The organism is Legionella adelaidensis (assembly GCF_900637865.1).
Lineage (GTDB): Bacteria > Pseudomonadota > Gammaproteobacteria > Legionellales > Legionellaceae > Legionella_A > Legionella_A adelaidensis.
The window spans coordinates 309688-329335 of sequence record NZ_LR134418.1 but is presented as its reverse complement, the minus strand read 5'-3'; the positions used below and the strand labels follow the sequence as shown (position 1 = coordinate 329335).

Here is a 19648-nt window from a genome sequence, read left to right as displayed (position 1 = left end):
AACTGAAAGCGAGGGAGCATGCGTCTTGAATGGAAATTCTTTCAGAGCAAAGTAGCTCATCGTATCTTTTATCTCTTTATTCTTTCCGCACTCATTCCGATTATCTTTTTAGCTATTTTTTTAGTTTTACAATTGAATCGCCAGTTGACCTTTAATAGCCAAGTTCAAGTTCGACAGGATGTTAAAAATGCCGGCATGGCCGTCATTGGACGCTTATCTAATCTAGATAAGCAGTTAAATTTATTAGGAAAAGCATTAATTTTTATTAACGGTAAAGATTTTATAAAATCCACAGAAAATTTAGAGGATTTAGCTACCGACTTCAAAGCCTTAAGTATTATCGCAAAAAATGGAAAAGCTCTTTCTTTGCACGGTCCAGCCTTATTTTTGCCCCCCAATTTGCCAACTTCTCCAGGCGATAGTTCGCTTTCAATAGTGAGGGAGGAAACGAGTAAAACGAATAGGTTTTTTATTACCCATAAAATGAATAAAGAGGTATTTTTAGTCGGAGAAATTAACCAAGATTTATTATGGGATTTTAATTTAACTAACCAGAGTCTTCTATGGGTTCTTGATACAAATAATAACGTTATATATAGCACTAGCGTTTCTCCTATTCCCAGTCCTTTTCTTGTTGAAAAATTAAAATCTGATACCGGAGTTTTTTCTTGGAAACTACAAAATAAAGAATTTATTGGGGCTTATTGGAGCTTATTTTTACGCTTTAGATTCCACAGTACTAACTGGGTAATTATTCTTGCTGAGCCAGAGTCTAATCTGTTCTCACAAATAAAAAACCTGTATAAAATTTTGCTTCCTACCATATTCTTTGCTTTTTTAGTCAGTATGTTATTGAGTCAATCTCAAATTCGCCGTTATTTGATTCCTTTAGAGCAGTTGCGTAACGCTACCCGCCGTATTGCCAGTAGAGATTTTTCCACACCGGTAACAGTTAAAAGCGGAGATGAATTCGAAGAGTTGGGGGATGCCTTTAACCGTATGGCTAAACATTTAAGACAACAATTTCGGACATTATCATTGCTCTCGGTATTGGATCAGAGCATTTTAAAAAACGAAGATGGGGAAAAAGTTTTAAATCTTATTTTTGCCAGTTTAAAAGAATTAGTGGATTATGATCTACTTATTTTAGGTTCTTTTAAAAGGAATAACAAAATAGATTTACGGGTACTGACAGGTGAAAATAGTAATGAAATACTAAAAGTAGTAGAAATTAAAAAGGAAGAATATAAAAATTTGCAATATTCAAGGGAAATAACTCTTAATCTTAATGTTGTCGATGCCCCCGCTTATTTAAGTTTCGTTAAAGAATACGGAATCCGGTATTTAATTATCTTCCCTATCTTACATAAAAATGATCCTGCCGCCATGATTGTACTAGGTTTTAATCATATAGATTCTCTAAATGACTGCAATACAGAAGAGCTACATGATATTTTTTATCGAGCAGCGGTTGCGTTTACCCACGCCGAATGGGAAGAACGGCTCTATTACCAAGCGCATTATGATGATTTAACGGGCTTACCGAATCGTTTGGTACTAAGAGACCAGTTACATAGAGCTTTAATACGTAACGTAGAAGCACGCCACCATTGCGTATTAATGTTCCTGGACTTGGATAATTTCAAGGATATTAATGATACGTTAGGACATAGCGTTGGAGACAATTTCCTCTATTCAGTTGCACAAACCATGCAAAATGCAATCGGTCATAATGGTTTAATCGCCCGTATAGGTGGTGATGAATTTACTATTTTACTGACAGATATACCGCGTGCGGATTTGGCGCACAAAAAAGCGATTAGCGCTGCTGATAAATTGTTAAAGGTCTTTGCCAAACCATATAATGTTAAGGGCGCGGAGTTTCATGTTACTGCAAGTATTGGAATTGTCATTGCCCCCGAGGACTCTAATAACAGTGATGAAATCATTAAATTCGCTGATATGTCGATGTATAAAGCGAAAGAAAGTGGTAAAAATCGCTATGTATTTTTCTCCAGTGCTTTGGAAAAAATCGTACGCGAACGTAATCGCATGTTACAAGAGCTATATACTGCGTTAACAGAAGAACAATTTAGGATTTATTTTCAACCAAAAATAAATTGTGAAAATTTTTCTTTAGTCGGGGCTGAAGTTCTACTACGCTGGGAGCATCCAACGCTCGGATTATTGCTTCCTGATTATTTTTTACCTTTGACTGAAGAGTCGAATCTGATTATCCCTTTGGGTGAGTGGGTAATTCATGAGGCCTGTAGGCAAGTAAAAGAGTGGGAGAAACAAAATTTATCAGTGCCGCCCATAGCTATAAATATTGCCGCAAAACAGTTTACCCAAGAAAACCTGGTGAGTCAGATAACTAAAATAATTGAGACTACACAAGTCAATCCGCAAAATCTTGAGTTTGAAATAACCGAAAGTTCCTTGATTGGTAACTTATCAGAAACCATTTCCATTTTAAATCAGATTCATCATCTGGGAAGTCGTATTTCTATAGATGATTTCGGTACAGGCTACTCTTCCATGCGCTATTTACAAATGTTGCCGCTAGACAATATGAAAATCGATAGAGTCTTTATTCAAGGGCTACCGGGTGACAAAAGGAATTTAAGTATTATCAAAGCCATTGTTAACCTGGCAAAAAATACAGGGTTGGTATTAATTGCTGAAGGAATTGAAACTAAAATGCAGTCAGAATTATTACATGAACTAGATTGCGTGATCCAGCAAGGTTTCTATTTTAGCGAGCCGCTACCGGCTAAACTTTTTGCGAAAAGATATCTAAAGCCGCTAAGTTCATAATAAAAATTTCTAGATGCCTATTGCGCACTGCGTAACTACTGTGACAGCTTACCAAGGAGTAGTGCTGCAACAGCCAATAATGGTCACATTGCGCATGGTACTACCACAGGCGTCGCATCCGCTATTAAACCCACAGCTACTTAAAAGCACGCTAAATAAGATTAATGAGAGTATTTTTTTCATTTTTTCTTCTCCCTTCCTGCCGTCTTTTGTACACTATGATACTTTTAAAAAATTACATCTGAGAGTGTCTAGTATTTATATCCAAGAATCGAATCGTTCAAAACCTAGCATTTTGAAGTATCTTGGGTATTATATCGGCAGCTGTTGCCCAAACTGTAATTTTTCACTATGCATCACTATCAAGATTTAATAAAGCTTTTCAATACCTGCTTTGCAAAAACTCATAATACGCGTTTGGTGAAAGGTGGAGAAGAGCCGCTTTATATGCCAGCGAATGAAAATTGTGCGTATCATTCTATAATTTTTGCCCATGGGTTTTTTAGTAGTGCGCTTCATGAGTGCGCCCATTGGTTTATCGCCGGTGAAGAAAGAAGAAAGCTCATAGATTATGGTTATTGGTATGTACCTGATGGTCGGAGTAAAGAGCAACAAGCCTTATTTCAAGTTGTGGAAGTAAAACCCCAGGCATTAGAGTGGCTTTTATCAAAAGCGGCAAAATTTCCTTTTCAGTTTAGTGTCGACAACCTTGACGGGGAAGAATGGGATACAGAAAGCTTTAAAACTGCAGTAAAAGAGCAAGTATCTATTTATGAACAAGAAGGATTACCTCCCCGGGCGCAAATATTTCATGCGGCATTAAGAGAATTTTACAAATAGATTAAAATTTTCTTCTCTTTAGGAACTATACTTAAAAAGGGTAGAGCGATCCGGATTTAAGGGAGATTGGAAATGAGAAAGCTCAGAATGTTCGCGATGGTGTTCTCTACGATATGCCTCGGTTTAGCTGGCTTTTTCCAGGTAGAAGTGGTTTATGCATATGTACCTAATAAAAGTACTGATGTAACCTTCACACATACCATTGACTTATATAGAGCTCCTTCCTTTTCTTCTCCCCGAGTTGGAGTTAATACAGGGCACCCCATTGAGATAGATCATGATTTAACCATTCATAATCTACAGCCCTCTTTGGATAAAAATGTAAATGCAGGCCATGGAACCAGTGTAAATTCTGAATATTAAAATGAAACCAGAAATTGCAATTATTGGTGTAGGGTATGTAGGTTTGGAACTCGTATTAGCTTTCGCTAAGGCTAAAGTCAAAGTTTACGGTTATGATATTGATGAAAACCGCATTCGTTCCTTGCGAGCCACAAAAAAAAATGCGTTTCTTTTATTTACGCATTCTAAAGAAGACATTAAAAATGTTAATTATTTTATCATTGCTGTTCCAACGACCTTAAATGACCATCACATTCCGGATTTATTACCCATTAAAAATGCGAGTAGATTAATCGGTTCTCTATTGAAGAAAGGAGATACCGTTATCATAGAGTCGTCTTTATTTCCCGGAGCTACAGAGGAGATAGTTATTCCTCTTTTAGAGGAAGGGAGTGGTTTAAAAAGTGGGGAAGATTTTTTTGTGGGGTTTTCTCCAGAAAGATTAGATCCAGGTTCCTCACATAGTAGCTTAGAAAACTCAGTGAAAGTGTATGCTGGCCAAAATGATATTGCTGCTAAAAAAATAGAAGAATTATACCAAAAATTACCTATAAAACTTTATAAAGTGTCTTCTTTGAAAAGCGCAGAAGCGTGTAAATTGATCGAAAATATTCAAAGAGATGTAAATATTGCTTTGATGAATGAATACGCCATGCTTTTAAATAAAATGGGAATCCCCTCATCAGAGGTTTTTAACGCAGCTGCAACCAAATGGAATTTTCTAAGTTATAAACCGGGACTCGTGGGCGGATATTGTATTCCAATTAATCCCTATTATTTATTATATCAGGCAAATAAATATGGTATTGATGCCAATTTAATTAGAACAGCCCGCCAAGTAAATGAAAATTTTATTTACTTTATACTGCACGTTTTATTAAAGCTTTTAAATAATAGCCATCTATCTCTAAAACAGTCAAAAGTAGCTATTTTGGGTCTTAGTTATAAACCCGATATTTCGGAAACGCGATTTAGCTTGGCGCTAAGTCTTTATTATTTATTAGTGGACTATGGCTTTACTGTATTTCCTATTGATCCCTGCGTAGATAAACATTCACTACCTTTTGAACTATGTACTATCGACAGCATACCTTCTTGTGATGCTATTTTGGTTTTACAAGAGCATGCAGTTTTTAAAGAGTGGGGAATTGAAAAAATAACAAAAAAATTAAATTATTCTGGGATTTTTATGGATATTCCAGGCATATTTATAAATGGAAAAAAATACCGTGAGTTTTGCTACTGGAGCTTATAGATGCGTATTCTTATTACAGGCGGCGCTGGTTTCATTGGTTCAAATTTAGCTAATTATCATTTAAAAAAAAATGATGAAGTAATAGTAATAGATGACCTTTCCACGGGTACTAAAAGTAATATTGCTGCTTTCGAAAACCATAAAAACTTCACCTTTCATCATCAAGACCTAACCATCTGGCAAAGTTTAGGGGATGTATTAGAAAAAGTGGACCGTATTTATCATTTGGCTGCAATGGTAGGGATGTTTAATGTTATTGAACACCCAATTAAAACATTAAAGGTAAATATAAACGCAACTATGCGTTTATATGATTTGCTGATAGCAAAAAAATTAAGTCCTACAGTGATTTTTGCTTCAACTTCCGAAGTATATGGTAATCAATATCAAGAAATTGCGGAGGCATGTGCCCTTTTTACTGAAAGCACAGAGAAGACGCAAGCTTCCTATGCGGTAAGTAAAATGGCAGGAGAAGTAATAGGTTTGTCCTATTATGAATCGAGTCAAATCCCCTGCATTGTATTACGAATTTTTAATACCATTGGTATGAATCAGTCTCCGGCTTATGGTATGGTAGTTCCCAGATTCATTAATCAAGCTTTGAAAAATCAAGATATAACCGTTTTTGGGGATGGACAGCAAAAAAGATCGTTTTGCGACGTAAGAGACCTGATACGTCTGATGGTGGGGATAGCAGATATACCGGCTGCTGCGGGAAAAATATTTAATTGTGGGCAAAAGCAAGCTATTTCCATAATGAACTTGGCTCATTTAATAAAAGAAATAGCTGGGAGTACTTCTAAAATTGTTTGCGTTCCTTTTGAAGAAGTATACTCAAACGAGTATATATATATTGAAAATCGCGTGCCAAATTTAGAGAAAATTTTAAATTTAATTAACTACTCCTATGAATGGACACTTGAAAAAACGTTAAAGGATTTAATTGATCATGCCAGGAAAACGTTATAGCTCATTATTTATCTTAGGGCTCACCATTTTTTATTCTTTTATGGCTTTAGCAGAGCCTCCTGCCTTACCTTATTTTGAAGCAACATTGTTTTCCGGTTTTGCAGATGTCAATGAACCCGATGAAGTTTGGAATTTATCCTCTCTTTATCTTTATAGAAAAAATGAATGGGGGGCATTTGGTGGGGCAGTAAATTATGCTAATCGGCTCGACCAGCAAGGAACTCAATTATATTTAAACGCGCAGCCGAAATTAAATACAGATACCTGGGTTGATCTCGGTTACGGGTATGCCAATACTCCCGAGTTATTTCCTGATAGAACCTACCAGCTGGAACTTTTTCATAAATTGACTCAAACATTTATTATTTCAGCCGGTGAAAGTTACAAAACGTTACCGCTTACTTATTTTAATACAGTAGATATTAGTGCCGGTAAGTATTGGAAGAACTATTATTTTGAATTAAAACCCTACCATTATATTCCTAAAAAAGGTCCCCACTCAACGTTGTGGCAAGGGAAGGCGCGTAGATATTTCGCTGATGAAGATCAATATATAGGCATTGTTTTAGCATACGGTACCTCCCCGGATCTGTTTGATTTACTCACAGTTAATTTTATTAAAGTAAAAAATAGAATTTTCCTTGTTGAAGGACAACAGCCCCTTAATAAATATTTTTTAATATTGTATGGTGCGGGTCTTGAGTCACAGGAGTTTCCTTCTGGTTTCACGCGAAGGTTGGCAGACTTAAATATTGGGCTTAAGGCGAGGTTTGATCTATGAAATACCAACGTGCTTTAGGTTTTTTCTATTTATTCATCTTTCCCTTGTATTGTCAAAGTGCAATTCCTGGCTATGAAAAAACCAGGAATCTTACTTCTGGTTTTACTGTGGAGCAAAAAATTGTTTATATTTTTCTATTAATAGAGTTCACGTTAGTGACTGCAGTGATATTGGGAACTTATATTACCCGTTTTTTAGTACTGCATATTCATTCGCGTGAAAAAAAGCAGTTGCAAATAATTGAAAAATATTTTCAGGATAAAACAAACTATAAAACTCCTCCTTTTTTAACGAAGCCGGAATTATATATAAAATATTTTAAAAGGAGTGATGCCTTAACAGCACAAGAGAAGTCGGACTTTGTCGCCAATTATTTGATTAATAAGTTGCGTAAATTAGCCCGATCATATAATTGGGTAAACCGTTATAATTTAGTCGAAGCCTATCATTATTACATTGATCAGGGAGATGAAGGAAAAATCATTGCCTTAATAGATGATAAGCTTTCTATTGTGAGTTTGAACGCAATTCGCATTGGATGTACTTTAGAAAGTGATCGGATTGCAGAGAAAATCTTGCAAAAATTAGAAGGATTTGACCGCTTTACCCAAAAAATTTATATTGCCCAGCTGCATTATTCAGAGCATTTATTAAATTTTATCTATAATAAATTGCGTACGCCTGCGTATTCTCCCGTTAAATTCATTTGCTATCGCATTCTGCGGCAGATTGGTTTAGAGAAGAGATTTTATCCTTTTGCAATGAGAGATTTAGCGCATTTCCCAAGAGAAGGGAAAGTTGCAGTTATTCCTATTATTGCTTTGGCTGATCCGCATATGGGAAAAGCAGTTTTGTTACAACTGTTAAACGATAAGGATTGGCTGATACGCAATGCAGCGATTAAGGCACTGGGCAAGCTAAAGGATAAGGAGACCGTGCCAGCAATTGTCCCTTTTTTAAATGATCCTATTCTCTGGGTTAGAGTAAATGCTGCCAAGGCATTAGTGAATTTTAAAGAAGAGAAAGAAGTTCTTATAGGTAATGAATTATTACAACATACAGCCTGGCCTCATTTGGCAGGATATTTCATTGATTTTGAAAAACTGCGAGAAAATGCATGATTGAGATAATTACTTTCTTAAATTATTGTATTCTGATTTTTTTTATATTTTCGGCGATTATTTATACCACTATTTTAGTTGGGTCTTTAAGTGGAATAGTAGAGTTTTTTCAACGTACTAAAGAGACTAATATTTATTCATTGTTACCCGAGAAGCTCCCTCCAGTAACTATTATTACTGCTATTTATAATGAAGAAAAATTTGTAATCCAGAATATATTGAGTTCATTAAATTCGGATTATAAAAATCTTTATATCCTTTTAGTAAATGATGGGTCAACCGATAAAACGCTAGAGATTTTAATCAAACAATTTGAAATGATAGAGCAGCCTTATCATTTTCAACCTAAAATCCCTTCATCAAAACCTAGGGCTCTATATATTTCTAAAATCCATCCGCATTTAATGCTCATCGATAAGCCTAATTCAGGTGTAGGAGACTCTTTAAACGTTGCTTTAAATATTTGTTTTACTCCTTATTTTGTTACCATAGATGCTGATTCCATTATTCACGAAAAAGCAGTCTCAGAAATGCTGTATGAGATATTAGCATACCCCTATGCGGTAGCTGTAGGCGGAGGTGTTTATATTTTAAATGCGTGTGCAGTAAAAAATGGCCAAGTAGTAGATTCCAGAATGCCTCATAAATTAGTTCCTGCCTTACAAAGCCTCGAATATATGCGCTCTCATTTATTTAATCGAACAGGCTGGAATCATTTCGGAGCTACAATGAGTTACTCAGGCACAGCAACCTTATTAAAATTGGAAGAGGTTTTAAATATTAAAGGGTATGATCGTCATAATTTTGCCCAAGATACGGAAATTATTTTACGGTTACATTACCACTTACACCGCGAAAAAAAAACCTATGCCATTTTATTTAACCCTTCTGCCACCGTATGGACAGATGTGCCCGCTACTTTACGCGAGTTTGGAATACAACGCGATCGTTGGCAACGTGGTATTTTAAGAAGTGTAATACGATATTGGAGAATGTTTCTAAATCCCCGTTTTGGAATTCAAGGGCTGTTTTCTTACCCTACTTATGTATTGTTGGAAGCTGTAGCGCCGTTAGTTGAGTGCTTGGCTTATGTAACTGTAACAGCAGCGTATCTCTTAGGCATATTAAATACTACTTCAGCAATTTTATACATCTTACTCGCATGGGGTTTTACAAGCTATCTTACTTTTTCCAATATGCTAATGAATATTATTACTTTCAATCGGTATCGAAAGATAAATGATATTGTATGGATGGTTTTTTTAGTATTTATTGAAATGTTTGGGTTTAGACAGTACCACACCCTGGTTAAAGTCTGGGGAACGTTTCATTACTATTTTAATCGCCTAAGAGGAAAATCTTTGTAATGGCTAAATATATCATAACAGGTGGTTGTGGATTTATTGGTTCGCATTTAACAAAAAAATTGTTGGATTCCGGGCATGAAGTTATCGTTATTGATGACTTATCCAACGGCAAAAAACGGTTTTCCCAGGCAGAATATGTAATCGAGAGCATTGAGTTTTTTTCAAAGATAAGAAAATTTTTTATTGACTGTGATGCATGTTTTCATTTGGCTGCGATTCCAACGGTTGAAATTTCTTTCGAAGATTGGATGCCGGTTCATCGAGTAAACTTACAAGGTTCTTTAAATGTATTTAGGGCGGCGATGGAAGCAGGTAATATCCCTGTAATTTATGCCTCTTCCTGTGGTGTTTACGGAGACACTACGGCATTACCTTTACGTGAAGATTTATTTATAAATCCTCTCTCTTCGTATGGATGTGACAAGTATTCGGCAGAATTAAATGCCTTCTTTTTAAATAGAATATATGGTTTACCCAGCATAGGACTTCGATTTTTTAATGTGTATGGCCCTGGACAACCTCCTAATTCACCTTATTCAGGAGTCATAACGCGGTTTATTACTCAAATGCTAAAAGAAGAACCCTTTATTATTTATGGGGATGGAGAGCAAACACGAGACTTTGTATTTGTGCAAGACATTGTTAATTCGTTATTACATGCTATAAAAATAGTAGAAGATAAGGCTGAAGTGATTAATATTTGCACGGGAATTCCTACTACAATTAATCAATTAGCTAGTAAAATTGCGGAACTAACGCATAAAAAAAATAAAACACAATGGGATCCTCCTCGAGTTTTTGATGTAAGAAATTCCTGGGGAAGTACTGAAAAAATGAAAAAGAAGGGATTTAAAACGGAAATATTGTTAGATCAAGGGTTACGGGAAACCATTCATTTTTTTCAGCATGAAAAATAACAGGGAGTGAAAATGGCAGCAAAGGAGAAAAAGCTTTCACAAAATATTGGAGCAGTTTCCAAGCCTGCAGAGCCCTTATTTGAGTCACTGATACAAAAAAACGTTAATGATAGTATCACTTCGTTTGAAGATGCCATTTCAGAAGAGAATCCAAGAAAAAGAGCGGATTATTTAGACCGGATTTTTAGAGCTAATTTGGGAAGAATGACTACGGGTTTGTCTCCTGCCGCTTTATTAATTGCATTTACTGATTGGGTAGCGCAGTTGAGCTTATCCCCCAATAGACGCCTGGAGCTTTTAAGATATGGTTGGGAGAAATGGTTTAAATTGTTTACTAATTGCTTGGAGTATCTGCTAAAAAGAGATCCTTGTTGTTTTGAGATAACAGATAAACGATTTAAATCACGGTTTACTGAAGAGCATTGGCAAAAATGGCCTTATTGCTTGGTAGCCCAAACCTATCTATCCCTGGAGAACTGCTGGGAGGAGGCAACTTCAATTCGTGGCGTCGCTAAGGATCATAAGGAATTAGTGTCTTTTATAGGGTATCAATGGTTAAATGCTTTTTCGCCGGAAAACAATTTTTTTATAAACCCTCGCTTTTGGGAAAAAACATGGGAAAGTAAGGGGAAAAATTTCATTGATGGGTGGAACAATTGGCAGAGTGATTTTTGGGAATACTTTGCAAATGAGAAAAAAGCGAATACGGAAGAGTTTATTGTAGGTAAAAATGTTGCAATTACTCCCGGAAAAGTAATTTATCAGAATGATTTAATCGAATTAATCCAGTACGAGCCGCAAACTGAAACTGTTTACCCAGAGCCTGTTTTAATTGTGCCTGCCTGGATTATGAAATATTACATCCTTGACCTTTCACCACATAATTCTATGGTCAATTATTTAGTTAAAAAGGGCCATACGGTCTTTATGATTTCATGGAAAAATCCTGATGCAAGTTATAGAGATTACCGTTTTGTAGATTATTTAAAAGGTGGCGTTATTGCAGCATTGGATGCGGTTTCAGCAATTACTAACGGTAAAAAAGTGCATGCAACCGGTTATTGCATCGGTGGAACAATTTTAAGCATCGCTGCTTCTTATTTATTGCGTAAAGATGATAATCGTTTAAAAACTATCACTTTATTTGCGGCGCAAACGGATTTCGAAGAAGCTGGCGAATTAATGACTTTTATTGATGAAAATCAATTAAGTTATTTAGAAGATATCATGTTTTCTCAAGGATATTTACGTGGCGATCAAATGTCTTCCACTTTTGAGTTGCTGCGGCCTAAGGAATTAATATGGTCGGTAATAACCCAACGCTATTTACTGGGAGAGCGAGAAAAATTAACCGATTTGCTTGCCTGGAATAAAGATACAACGCGATTACCCTATAAAATGCATTCGGAGTATTTACGAGATATGCATTTAAACAATGATTTAATCGAGGGGGAATATACGATTGATGGAAAACCAATAACTATTGACGATATTAAACAACCTATGTTTGTGGTTGCTACGGAAAAGGATCATATCGCCCCGTGGAAATCCGTATACAAAATCCATCTATATTGTAACTCTACAGAAATAACGTTCGTTCTGGCAAACAAGGGCCATAACGGAGGCATAATTTCTGAACCGGGCCACCCCAAACGCAGTTTTCGTATTGGCAAAAAGAAACAATCGGCGCCTTACAAAGCCCCGGACACCTGGTTTAAAGATCACAAACCTCAAAAAGGTTCCTGGTGGCCAGTTTGGCATGAGTGGTTAGCGGAGAAATCGGGTAAAAAAATTGCACCGCCTACTATGGGTGCTCCAAGAAAAGGATACCCGGTTATTTGTGACGCCCCAGGAAAATATGTAAAGGAAACTTAATTCAATTATGGGAGCCATCAAGCGATCAACCTTTCTAAATGTAGGTTGGCGCCGCTAGGCCCAATTCATGTGCGCGATCCCTTGTTGGGCCTGCGGCGCCAACCTACAATTGCGTCATTTTAAAATGAGAGGATTCCTCAGGGCGCAGCGGAAGCAAGGTTTTCTTTGATCATTTTATTACAACAAATTCGGTATCCATAGTAATTTCAGCGCGCATTAATTTAGAAACAGGGCATCCTTCCTTCGCATTTTTAGCGGCTTTCTCAAAAGTTTCCTGGTTACTATTGGGTATCGTAGCCTTTACATGTAAGTGGATTCGTGGGATTGAAAAACCCTTTTCATCTTTTTGTAGTGTAACGGTTGCCGTCGTTTTTATTTCTTTCGCTTGTACCCCTAAGTTTTCTAGCTGCCCAGACAAAGCCATAGAAAAACAGCCGGCATGTGCTGCAGCAATTAATTCTTCAGGATTGGTATCTTTTCCTTCTTCAAGGCGCGAGTGAAATGAATAGGGTGTCTTGTTAAGCACCGTACTCTCGGTAGAAACTGTACCTTTTCCATTTTTTAAACCACCTTCCCAAATAGCTGAGCCTTTACGATCCATAATTTCTCCAAAAAATCCTTTAAATCAGAAGGATAGACTATTTTTGTGATCTTGCATACGATACTAGTTTATTAACAAGGAGCGTTTTATGAAATTTAAATTATTACTAAGTTTTAGTTTCTTATTAACATTACAAAGTACATGGGCTTGTACCGGCATCGAGTTAAAAACCGTTAATGGAACTTTTATCAACGGGAGAACTGTTGAGTTCGGGGAAGATCTCGATTTAAAGGGTATTGTTATACCCAGAAACTATCATTTTCATGGCACATTACCTGATGGCTCAGCCGGGTTAGATTATGTCTCTAAATATGCGGCCATAGGTGCGGGTACTTTCACTGAGAATGTAATTGTGGATGGTATCAATGAGCAAGGCGTTTCCGTAGGTGTGTTTTATTTTCCTGGATATGCCGGGTATACTCAGGTGGATGATAACAATCATACCAATGCCTTATCTCCTACAGAATTTCCCAATTGGATTTTAACGCAATTTTCTAGCGTGGAGGAGGTTAAAAATAACTTAAAAAATATTGTTATTGTTAATACTGCGCCTCCAGGATGGGGAAAAGTCCCCCCTTTTCATTTTGTTGTTTATGACAAATCGGGTAAGAGTATTGTTATTGAACCTATAATGGGAACTTTAAGGGTATATGATAACCCATTAGGCGTTATTACCAATTCGCCAACTTTTGATTGGCATTTAACCAATTTGTCGAATTTTGTTAATCTTTCACCTTTAAACGCGCCAACGAAGACGATTGATGGGATTCACATAGAACAACTAGGCCAAGGCTCGGGTTTATTAGGAATGCCTGGAGACTTTACACCACCTTCTCGTTTTATCCGTGCGGCTATTTTTTCAAAGACAGCTATTCCTGCAAAAACGAATGAACAAGCGGTGCAACAAGCTTTCCATATTTTAAATCAATTTGACATTCCGGTTGGTTCGGTTCGAGCCTCTGAAAACAAAAACATGATCGCAGAATATACGCTGGCAACCACGGTGAAAGACCCAGAAAATGGGAGTTATTATTTCCGCACATTTGATGATCAAACCATTCGTAAAGCAAGTTTAAAAAACTATGATTTAAATGCGAAAGAAATAAAACATTATAATATGAAAGGAAGGACTCCCGTGGTTGAAGTGAAGTAAACTGGTTCATCTACTTTCGAAATAACCAAAGAGACGCAGTATAAATTTCGCCCGGATGAACTATTTTAGATAATCCGGGACGAATGATTGGATTTAGGCTGTTGTTAATAACATCCCATCTAGCGAGTTGCTTTGTCCAGCTGTTGTTCTTTCTGGTAAGTTTATTTTGCTATCAACTCCGAAGAAGCTGCAAGTCTTTTGCCACATCGTGCGATTGTTTTGATATTCCTCATTCTTAGGCGTTCCAAAGAATAGATGGGATTGATTAGCGGTTTTGTATCCATCTAATGCCGCCTTTTTTACCTCTTCAGGAACAGGTTCCAGAGGGAGAGGCAATGTTTCAATCGGTAAGAGATGAAAACGCTTATTTATGCCAGCAAGAAACAATGTATACCCCAGATTAAAGAAAAGATCACTAGCAGGGTTGGCCGAGGGGATTGCTGAAAATAATATAAGTAAATAATTGAGAATAATTAGCCCGGGAGAAGGGTTCCCACGGTTTGAGAGATTTTGGGATAGTAGGTGGTTTTGATACACTGCAATACAGTTAATAAGAAAATTAAGACTATATAGAATATATGTTAGGCTTGGTAAGACAATAAACCCACTGGTTGTCCCTAATGTTAAGAGTAATCCCGTGCTAATCAGCCCTAAGAGGGTAGTGCTGTTTTGCAATCCTATATGCTTGGCTAAGGGTTTTACTATGTTATTAATAGGTGATGCAACTAAATCGAGTGTAAATCGGAGTGCATCAAGGGGTGTTGAGATCATGGAAATAAAAAAGCTTAAAGTATTATATTGATGAGCCAAGCTATATTCTGTCGCTGTTAAAAAAAATATAGAAACAGTATTTAAGACAGCTGCCAACCATTTAGCGGGTGACAGTAGTTTTCGAGTTGCAAGAACTGACCATAAATTACCATTACTTAATGCTTCACGGTACTGAAAGTCGTCCAGATATTCTTCCCCAAATAGCTCAATGACGTAATGGCGCCAATTTCGAATAAAATGCTGAGAAAAACGTTCATTACTCTGTTCATAAAAATAATTGGCACGGGCGGTAGTGAAATTTTCTTTATTTTTTTCAAATTCTCGATAAAAATTTAAAAAAATTGCATGGTTTTTGGCAAAAGCCACACGCCCAGCCTCTGTGCTTAATCCATTGTACATCCTGCACATTTCTTCAAATGTTTTTGAAATGCCTTCTTCCATAAGTAAATCAAAGGCAGTGTCCGGAATTTGGAAAGGTTGAGCCGGTACGTGAGTAAAAATTTCCTGACTAAAAGTTTGAGCGGATGATGGGTTAATTAATTCCTGATAAGCGTCATTTACTTCGTTAAACCAATTATCATTACCGCCTCTATCAGGATGAGCTTTTAGACACATCGCCCTCCATTGTTTACGAATAAAGGGAATTTGCTCTTCTTCTGGTATATTCGCAAGTGCTTCCGTGTCTATTTCAAGTTTCACCAATGAGGTAGGATTAAATTTATGAGCCATGGTGAGCCCTCTATAACTTAAAAAAACAAAATTTTATCACAATGAAAGTTAAATGAAAAACATGAGTGATTAAAAGTCACATAACAGCTTCATGTAAGACAAGATATGGGATCGTTAGTTTGTAACTTACATGCATTCCCATTTGGAGTCGTGAAGAATCGAATATACCTCATTGTCGCCTATCACCAAATGATCCAGTAGTTTGGCATCAACCAACGATAATGCTTCCTTTATTTTTTCTGTGATTTCTCTATCAAAAGAGCTGGCCTCTGAAACTCCCGAGGGATGGTTATGGGCAAGGATTACGGCGGCTGCATTTAGCTTTAATATACGGTCTAAAATAGGGCGGATGTGCACAACAGTTGCATTAATAGTACCGTTAAAGAGTTCTTCATAACTAATAATATGGTATTGCGTATCCAAAAAAATGGCAGCAAAAGTTTCATTCTTCTTGTCCCGAAGTTTACGTTTTAAATAAATGCATGCTTGCTGAGAATGAGTTAATTGATTTTCTTTCCTTAAATGAATGAAATCATTTCGTTTGCAGATTTCATGGGCTGCTTGTAACTGTACATATCGAACATTACCTAAGCCACTCACTTTTTTAAAGTGGGAGAGATCGGCGTTGAGAATAGCACGCAGATCACCAAACTGTTTAAGTAAATCTTCCGCAAGTTGTAAGCAAGTACGACCCTTGCTTCCAGAACTGATTAAAACTGCCAACAACTCCGCGTCTGATAGTTTTTCTGCTCCATATGCCAAGAGTTTCTCGCGAAGACGTATTTCGCGTTTATCAAAATTTTTCATATATGTCTCACCAGGGTTACTTTTTTGCAATTGCTTTTTGTGGTAGCGGATTATCAACTTTTCCATCTAAACCCAACCGGTTGCTCAAAGCCTAGCATTCTGAAATATCCACAAGATATTCCTTTATTGCGGGGTTTATGTTTTGATCGGAGTATTGTTTTGGACATTAAAACGTTAACTATGCAAGATTTTTCCAATAAAAAGATTTTATTAGGTGTTTGCGGCGGAATAGCCGCCTATAAATCCGCGTATTTAGTTCGAGAGCTAGTGAAACGTGGCGCTCTAGTACGGGTCGTCATGACAAGTTCCGCTCAGCAATTTATAACGCCGCTTACCTTTCAGGCGCTCAGTGGCAATGAAGTGCGGACAGAATTATTTGATCCGGCTGCAGAAAAGGCTATGGGACATATAGAATTGGCAAGATGGGCTGATTGTTTACTTATAGCGCCTGCGTCCGCCAATTGTATAGCTAAGCTAGCGAATGGATTAGCAGATGATTTATTGTCTACTCTCTATTTAGTCACTGAGGCTCCTGTTGTTCTTTGCCCAGCTATGAACCGCAGTATGTGGAATCACCCTGCTACTCAAGAAAATTGTGCCAAATTAAGAGAAAGAGGCGCGTTAATTTTAGGACCTGATGAGGGCTCACAGGCGTGTGGCGAAGTCGGGTTTGGAAGGCTTGCGGAAGTGGATTTCATTGTTAATGCGTTATACATGTTAAAAGTCCAGCCGGTGCTAAAAAAATTTCATGTCTTAATTACTGCCGGTCCTACAAGAGAAGAAATAGATCCTGTTCGGTTCATCAGTAATTTTAGCTCTGGAAAAATGGGGTTTGCTCTTGCGCAAGCTGCATCTTTGGCAGGAGCAGAGGTAACTTTAGTAAGTGGCCCCACTTCGCTGTGTCCTCCGCCGGGAGTGGATTTTGTACAAATTGAGACGGCTGAACAGATGTTAAAGTCAGTACAGGAAAAGATAAAAGAAAATACCATTTTTATCGCGGCGGCGGCTGTAGCTGATTACAAAGTGGAAAAAAGGCATCAAGAGAAGTTAAAAAAAGAAAAGGCGGAAATGCAACTGACTTTAGTTCCTACACCTGACGTTTTAGCTATTGTGGCTAAAAGCCGTCAAGCATGTTTTACCGTTGGTTTTGCGGCTGAAACGCAAGATCTTATTAAATATGCTACGGAAAAGCTAAAAAATAAAAACTTAAATATGATTGTGGCTAATACAGTAGGTAAAGGAAAAGGGTTTCATACGGATAATAATGAGGTGGTAATAATTACACCAAAGGGTAAAATAGCTCTACCTTTAAGCAATAAAGCATTTCTGGCTGCGCAAATTATTGAAATTATTGCGGCAAACATTGAGAATGCATAAATTTAGGACAGGAATACAATAATGGAAAGACCAATACAATTAAAAATTTTAGATTCACGAATTGGAGATACAATTCCTTTACCCACCTATGCTACTGAAGGAGCAGCCGGTATCGATTTGCGAGTTTGTATTGATGCACCTTTGCAAATTGCGCCGCAAGAGACAGTGTTATTACCAACTGGGTTATCAATTTATATTGCAGATTCAAATTTAGCGGCTGTTATTTTGCCGCGTTCCGGGCTAGGGCATAAGCACGGAATTGTGTTAGGAAATTTGGTGGGGCTCATTGATTCGGATTATCAGGGGGAGTTAAAAATTTCTTGTTGGAACCGCAATCAAGAGCATTTTACTATTAATCCCGGAGAACGTATTGCGCAGTTGGTTTTTTTACCTGTAGTACGAGCCGCTTTTTCCCTGGTTGATGATTTCGCACAAACTCAAAGAGGTGAGGGTGGTTTTGGTAGTTCGGGAAGACAGTAATGGTAGATGCGCGTAAATATAAACTAGTCAAAATAAAGCGAGATGTATTTAGGGCTTATGATATTCGCGGGGTTATTGATAAATCCTTTAGTGAAAATGAATATTATAGTATTGGTAAGGCCTTAAGTTATCGCTTAAAATCTTTAGGTCTCAACGAGATATTTATTGCACGTGACGGTCGGTTAACTAGCTTTGCCCTATCACAAGCTTTGCAAGAAGGATTTCTCGATAGCGGGATAGATGTGGTTAACTTAGGTGAGGTTCCCACCCCCGTTCTCTACTATGCCACGGCTACGCAGCCCATTCAGAGTGGCGTTATAGTCACTGGTAGTCATAATCCTTCGGAATATAACGGGATTAAAATGGTCCTTTCCGGGGTTACCTTGGCAAATGAAGATATTGATATTTTATATAATATTAATCAAAGTCAAGAGTGTATAAACGGTGTAGGAAAATACCAGGAGCGCAACATTATTCCTGAATACTGTGAAAGGATTGTTCAAGATACGTATTTAAAAAAGCCATATAAAATAGTAGTTGATTGCGGTAATGGTATAGCAGGCCCGATAGCACCCGTAGTCTTGGAAAAATTGGGTTGTGAGGTAATTCCTTTGTTTTGTGATGTGGATGGAAATTTCCCTAATCATCATCCTGACCCGACGGTAGAAACTAATTTATATGCCCTCAAAAACGCAATCAAAGAACACCAAGCCGATCTGGGTTTGGCCTTTGATGGCGATGCGGATCGATTAGGCGTAGTTACTAATGAAGGCCTTTTAATTTGGCCCGATAGATTAATGATGCTATACGCGCGTGATTTATTGCGAAAAAATCCAGGAGCTAATATTGTTTTTGACGTCAAATGTTCCAGTCATTTAGGAAAACTAATTGCGGATGAAGGCGGCAACCCGAAAATGTGTCCGACGGGTCATTCTATCGTCAAAAGCGTGATGAAAAAAGAAAACGCTGCTTTAGCCGGGGAAATGAGCGGGCATTTATTTTTTAAGGATAGGTGGTATGGATTTGATGATGCCTTGTATAGCGCCTGTCGATTGCTGGAAATTTTAAGTCAGTCACCAAAATCAGTGAGTGAGCAATTTAATGAAATCCCAGATAGTATAAATACGCCTGAAATTAAAATCTTGCTAGATGACGATAAAAAATTTCAGTTCATGAGTCGGTTTGTAGAAAAAGCAGTATTTGCCGAAGCAAAAATAATCTCTATTGATGGCTTGCGTGTTGAATTTGAGCACGGGTGGGGGTTAATTCGTGCTTCTAATACTACTCCTTGTCTGGTTGCACGATTTGAAGCAAGAGATGAAGTGACTCTTAAGGGTATTCAAAGTATTTTTAGAAATCAGTTGTTAGCCATTGATGAATCACTGTCTATTCCATTTTAATGTAGGGTTGGTGCCAGCGGCCTGATGAACCTCATTTTTAAAAAGC

At 37.3% G+C, this 19648-nt stretch carries 18 protein-coding genes; 14 read left to right on the top strand and 4 right to left on the bottom strand.

From position 1 onward, the window contains the following. Positions 1 to 18: 18 nt before the first annotated feature. Positions 19 to 2817: an EAL domain-containing protein gene (locus EL206_RS02665; RefSeq protein ID WP_058462003.1), complete on the top strand. Its 2799-nt coding sequence runs from the start codon at positions 19 to 21 to the stop codon at positions 2815 to 2817. 48 nt (positions 2818 to 2865) lie between these two features. Here the strand turns inward: EL206_RS02665 and EL206_RS10155 are convergent, their stop codons facing one another. Further along, complete coding sequence (locus tag EL206_RS10155) at positions 2866 to 3000, bottom strand: hypothetical protein (protein ID WP_267885271.1); 135 nt, start codon at positions 2998 to 3000, stop codon at positions 2866 to 2868. 168 nt (positions 3001 to 3168) lie between these two features. Here EL206_RS10155 and EL206_RS02660 point away from each other — a divergent pair, with 168 nt between their 5' ends. The 9 genes from EL206_RS02660 to EL206_RS02620 all read left to right on the top strand — a co-directional run bounded on the left by EL206_RS02660 (position 3169) and on the right by EL206_RS02620 (position 12284). Then, positions 3169 to 3657, top strand: a complete 489-nt coding sequence (locus EL206_RS02660) for an elongation factor P hydroxylase (protein WP_058462002.1) — start codon at positions 3169 to 3171, stop codon at positions 3655 to 3657. Between the two features lie 72 nt (positions 3658 to 3729). Further along, on the top strand, positions 3730 to 4020 hold the full coding sequence (locus EL206_RS02655; RefSeq protein ID WP_058462001.1) for a hypothetical protein: 291 nt from the start codon (positions 3730 to 3732) through the stop codon (positions 4018 to 4020). Position 4021: 1 nt separating this feature from the next. Then, positions 4022 to 5254: a nucleotide sugar dehydrogenase gene (locus tag EL206_RS02650; RefSeq protein WP_058462000.1), complete on the top strand. Its 1233-nt coding sequence runs from the start codon at positions 4022 to 4024 to the stop codon at positions 5252 to 5254. Then, the gene (locus EL206_RS02645) at positions 5255 to 6223 is read left to right on the top strand and encodes an NAD-dependent epimerase/dehydratase family protein (protein ID WP_058461999.1); all 969 of its coding nucleotides are present in this window, start codon (positions 5255 to 5257) and stop codon (positions 6221 to 6223) included. After that, the gene (locus EL206_RS02640; protein ID WP_058461998.1) at positions 6204 to 7004 is read left to right on the top strand and encodes a YaiO family outer membrane beta-barrel protein; all 801 of its coding nucleotides are present in this window, start codon (positions 6204 to 6206) and stop codon (positions 7002 to 7004) included. The genes EL206_RS02645 and EL206_RS02640 overlap by 20 nt, the downstream gene beginning before the upstream one ends. Continuing rightward, on the top strand, positions 7001 to 8125 hold the full coding sequence (locus EL206_RS02635) for a HEAT repeat domain-containing protein (protein WP_058461997.1): 1125 nt from the start codon (positions 7001 to 7003) through the stop codon (positions 8123 to 8125). The genes EL206_RS02640 and EL206_RS02635 overlap by 4 nt, the downstream gene beginning before the upstream one ends. Further along, positions 8122 to 9492 (top strand): glycosyltransferase family 2 protein, encoded by a 1371-nt coding sequence (locus tag EL206_RS02630; protein WP_058461996.1) that lies wholly within the window; start codon positions 8122 to 8124, stop codon positions 9490 to 9492. The genes EL206_RS02635 and EL206_RS02630 overlap by 4 nt, the downstream gene beginning before the upstream one ends. Then, the gene (locus EL206_RS02625) at positions 9492 to 10409 is read left to right on the top strand and encodes an NAD-dependent epimerase/dehydratase family protein (protein WP_058461995.1); all 918 of its coding nucleotides are present in this window, start codon (positions 9492 to 9494) and stop codon (positions 10407 to 10409) included. Before EL206_RS02630 ends, EL206_RS02625 begins: the two co-directional genes overlap by 1 nt. A gap of 12 nt (positions 10410 to 10421) precedes the next feature. Beyond that, on the top strand, positions 10422 to 12284 hold the full coding sequence (locus tag EL206_RS02620; RefSeq protein ID WP_084758833.1) for a PHA/PHB synthase family protein: 1863 nt from the start codon (positions 10422 to 10424) through the stop codon (positions 12282 to 12284). Between the two features lie 169 nt (positions 12285 to 12453). Here the strand turns inward: EL206_RS02620 and EL206_RS02615 are convergent, their stop codons facing one another. Beyond that, positions 12454 to 12885: an OsmC family protein gene (locus EL206_RS02615; protein WP_058461994.1), complete on the bottom strand. Its 432-nt coding sequence runs from the start codon at positions 12883 to 12885 to the stop codon at positions 12454 to 12456. A gap of 88 nt (positions 12886 to 12973) precedes the next feature. On the opposite strand from EL206_RS02615, the gene EL206_RS02610 reads away from it, so the two are divergent. Next, positions 12974 to 14038: a linear amide C-N hydrolase gene (locus tag EL206_RS02610; RefSeq protein WP_058461993.1), complete on the top strand. Its 1065-nt coding sequence runs from the start codon at positions 12974 to 12976 to the stop codon at positions 14036 to 14038. Positions 14039 to 14131: 93 nt separating this feature from the next. Here EL206_RS02610 and EL206_RS02605 read toward each other — a convergent pair whose 3' ends face one another. Both EL206_RS02605 and radC read right to left on the bottom strand, forming a co-directional pair. Further along, complete coding sequence (locus EL206_RS02605; protein WP_058461992.1) at positions 14132 to 15538, bottom strand: J domain-containing protein; 1407 nt, start codon at positions 15536 to 15538, stop codon at positions 14132 to 14134. A gap of 126 nt (positions 15539 to 15664) precedes the next feature. Further along, positions 15665 to 16345: a RadC family protein gene (radC, locus tag EL206_RS02600; RefSeq protein WP_058461991.1), complete on the bottom strand. Its 681-nt coding sequence runs from the start codon at positions 16343 to 16345 to the stop codon at positions 15665 to 15667. Between the two features lie 180 nt (positions 16346 to 16525). Between radC and coaBC the strand changes: the two genes are divergently transcribed. From coaBC to EL206_RS02585, 3 genes are read left to right on the top strand one after another with little or no spacing between them, the layout of a single operon-like run. Then, positions 16526 to 17722, top strand: a complete 1197-nt coding sequence (gene coaBC, locus EL206_RS02595; RefSeq protein WP_058462383.1) for a bifunctional phosphopantothenoylcysteine decarboxylase/phosphopantothenate--cysteine ligase CoaBC — start codon at positions 16526 to 16528, stop codon at positions 17720 to 17722. A gap of 21 nt (positions 17723 to 17743) precedes the next feature. Further along, a complete protein-coding gene (gene dut, locus EL206_RS02590; RefSeq protein ID WP_058461990.1) occupies positions 17744 to 18202 on the top strand; it encodes a dUTP diphosphatase in 459 nt (152 codons plus the stop codon). Next, the gene (locus tag EL206_RS02585; protein WP_058461989.1) at positions 18202 to 19602 is read left to right on the top strand and encodes a phosphomannomutase/phosphoglucomutase; all 1401 of its coding nucleotides are present in this window, start codon (positions 18202 to 18204) and stop codon (positions 19600 to 19602) included. Before dut ends, EL206_RS02585 begins: the two co-directional genes overlap by 1 nt. Positions 19603 to 19648: the final 46 nt, after the last annotated feature.

What these genes read in the sequence shown, in the direction of transcription:
- EL206_RS02665 (WP_058462003.1), top strand. Translation starts at nt 19, where the DNA reads ATGCGTCTTGAATGGAAATTCTTTCAGAGCAAAGTAGCTCATCGTATC.
- EL206_RS10155 (WP_267885271.1), bottom strand. Translation starts at nt 3,000, where the DNA reads ATGAAAAAAATACTCTCATTAATCTTATTTAGCGTGCTTTTAAGTAGC.
- EL206_RS02660 (WP_058462002.1), top strand. Translation starts at nt 3,169, where the DNA reads ATGCATCACTATCAAGATTTAATAAAGCTTTTCAATACCTGCTTTGCA.
- EL206_RS02655 (WP_058462001.1), top strand. Translation starts at nt 3,730, where the DNA reads ATGAGAAAGCTCAGAATGTTCGCGATGGTGTTCTCTACGATATGCCTC.
- EL206_RS02650 (WP_058462000.1), top strand. Translation starts at nt 4,022, where the DNA reads ATGAAACCAGAAATTGCAATTATTGGTGTAGGGTATGTAGGTTTGGAA.
- EL206_RS02645 (WP_058461999.1), top strand. Translation starts at nt 5,255, where the DNA reads ATGCGTATTCTTATTACAGGCGGCGCTGGTTTCATTGGTTCAAATTTA.
- EL206_RS02640 (WP_058461998.1), top strand. Translation starts at nt 6,204, where the DNA reads ATGCCAGGAAAACGTTATAGCTCATTATTTATCTTAGGGCTCACCATT.
- EL206_RS02635 (WP_058461997.1), top strand. Translation starts at nt 7,001, where the DNA reads ATGAAATACCAACGTGCTTTAGGTTTTTTCTATTTATTCATCTTTCCC.
- EL206_RS02630 (WP_058461996.1), top strand. Translation starts at nt 8,122, where the DNA reads ATGATTGAGATAATTACTTTCTTAAATTATTGTATTCTGATTTTTTTT.
- EL206_RS02625 (WP_058461995.1), top strand. Translation starts at nt 9,492, where the DNA reads ATGGCTAAATATATCATAACAGGTGGTTGTGGATTTATTGGTTCGCAT.
- EL206_RS02620 (WP_084758833.1), top strand. Translation starts at nt 10,422, where the DNA reads ATGGCAGCAAAGGAGAAAAAGCTTTCACAAAATATTGGAGCAGTTTCC.
- EL206_RS02615 (WP_058461994.1), bottom strand. Translation starts at nt 12,885, where the DNA reads ATGGATCGTAAAGGCTCAGCTATTTGGGAAGGTGGTTTAAAAAATGGA.
- EL206_RS02610 (WP_058461993.1), top strand. Translation starts at nt 12,974, where the DNA reads ATGAAATTTAAATTATTACTAAGTTTTAGTTTCTTATTAACATTACAA.
- EL206_RS02605 (WP_058461992.1), bottom strand. Translation starts at nt 15,538, where the DNA reads ATGGCTCATAAATTTAATCCTACCTCATTGGTGAAACTTGAAATAGAC.
- radC (WP_058461991.1), bottom strand. Translation starts at nt 16,345, where the DNA reads ATGAAAAATTTTGATAAACGCGAAATACGTCTTCGCGAGAAACTCTTG.
- coaBC (WP_058462383.1), top strand. Translation starts at nt 16,526, where the DNA reads ATGCAAGATTTTTCCAATAAAAAGATTTTATTAGGTGTTTGCGGCGGA.
- dut (WP_058461990.1), top strand. Translation starts at nt 17,744, where the DNA reads ATGGAAAGACCAATACAATTAAAAATTTTAGATTCACGAATTGGAGAT.
- EL206_RS02585 (WP_058461989.1), top strand. Translation starts at nt 18,202, where the DNA reads ATGGTAGATGCGCGTAAATATAAACTAGTCAAAATAAAGCGAGATGTA.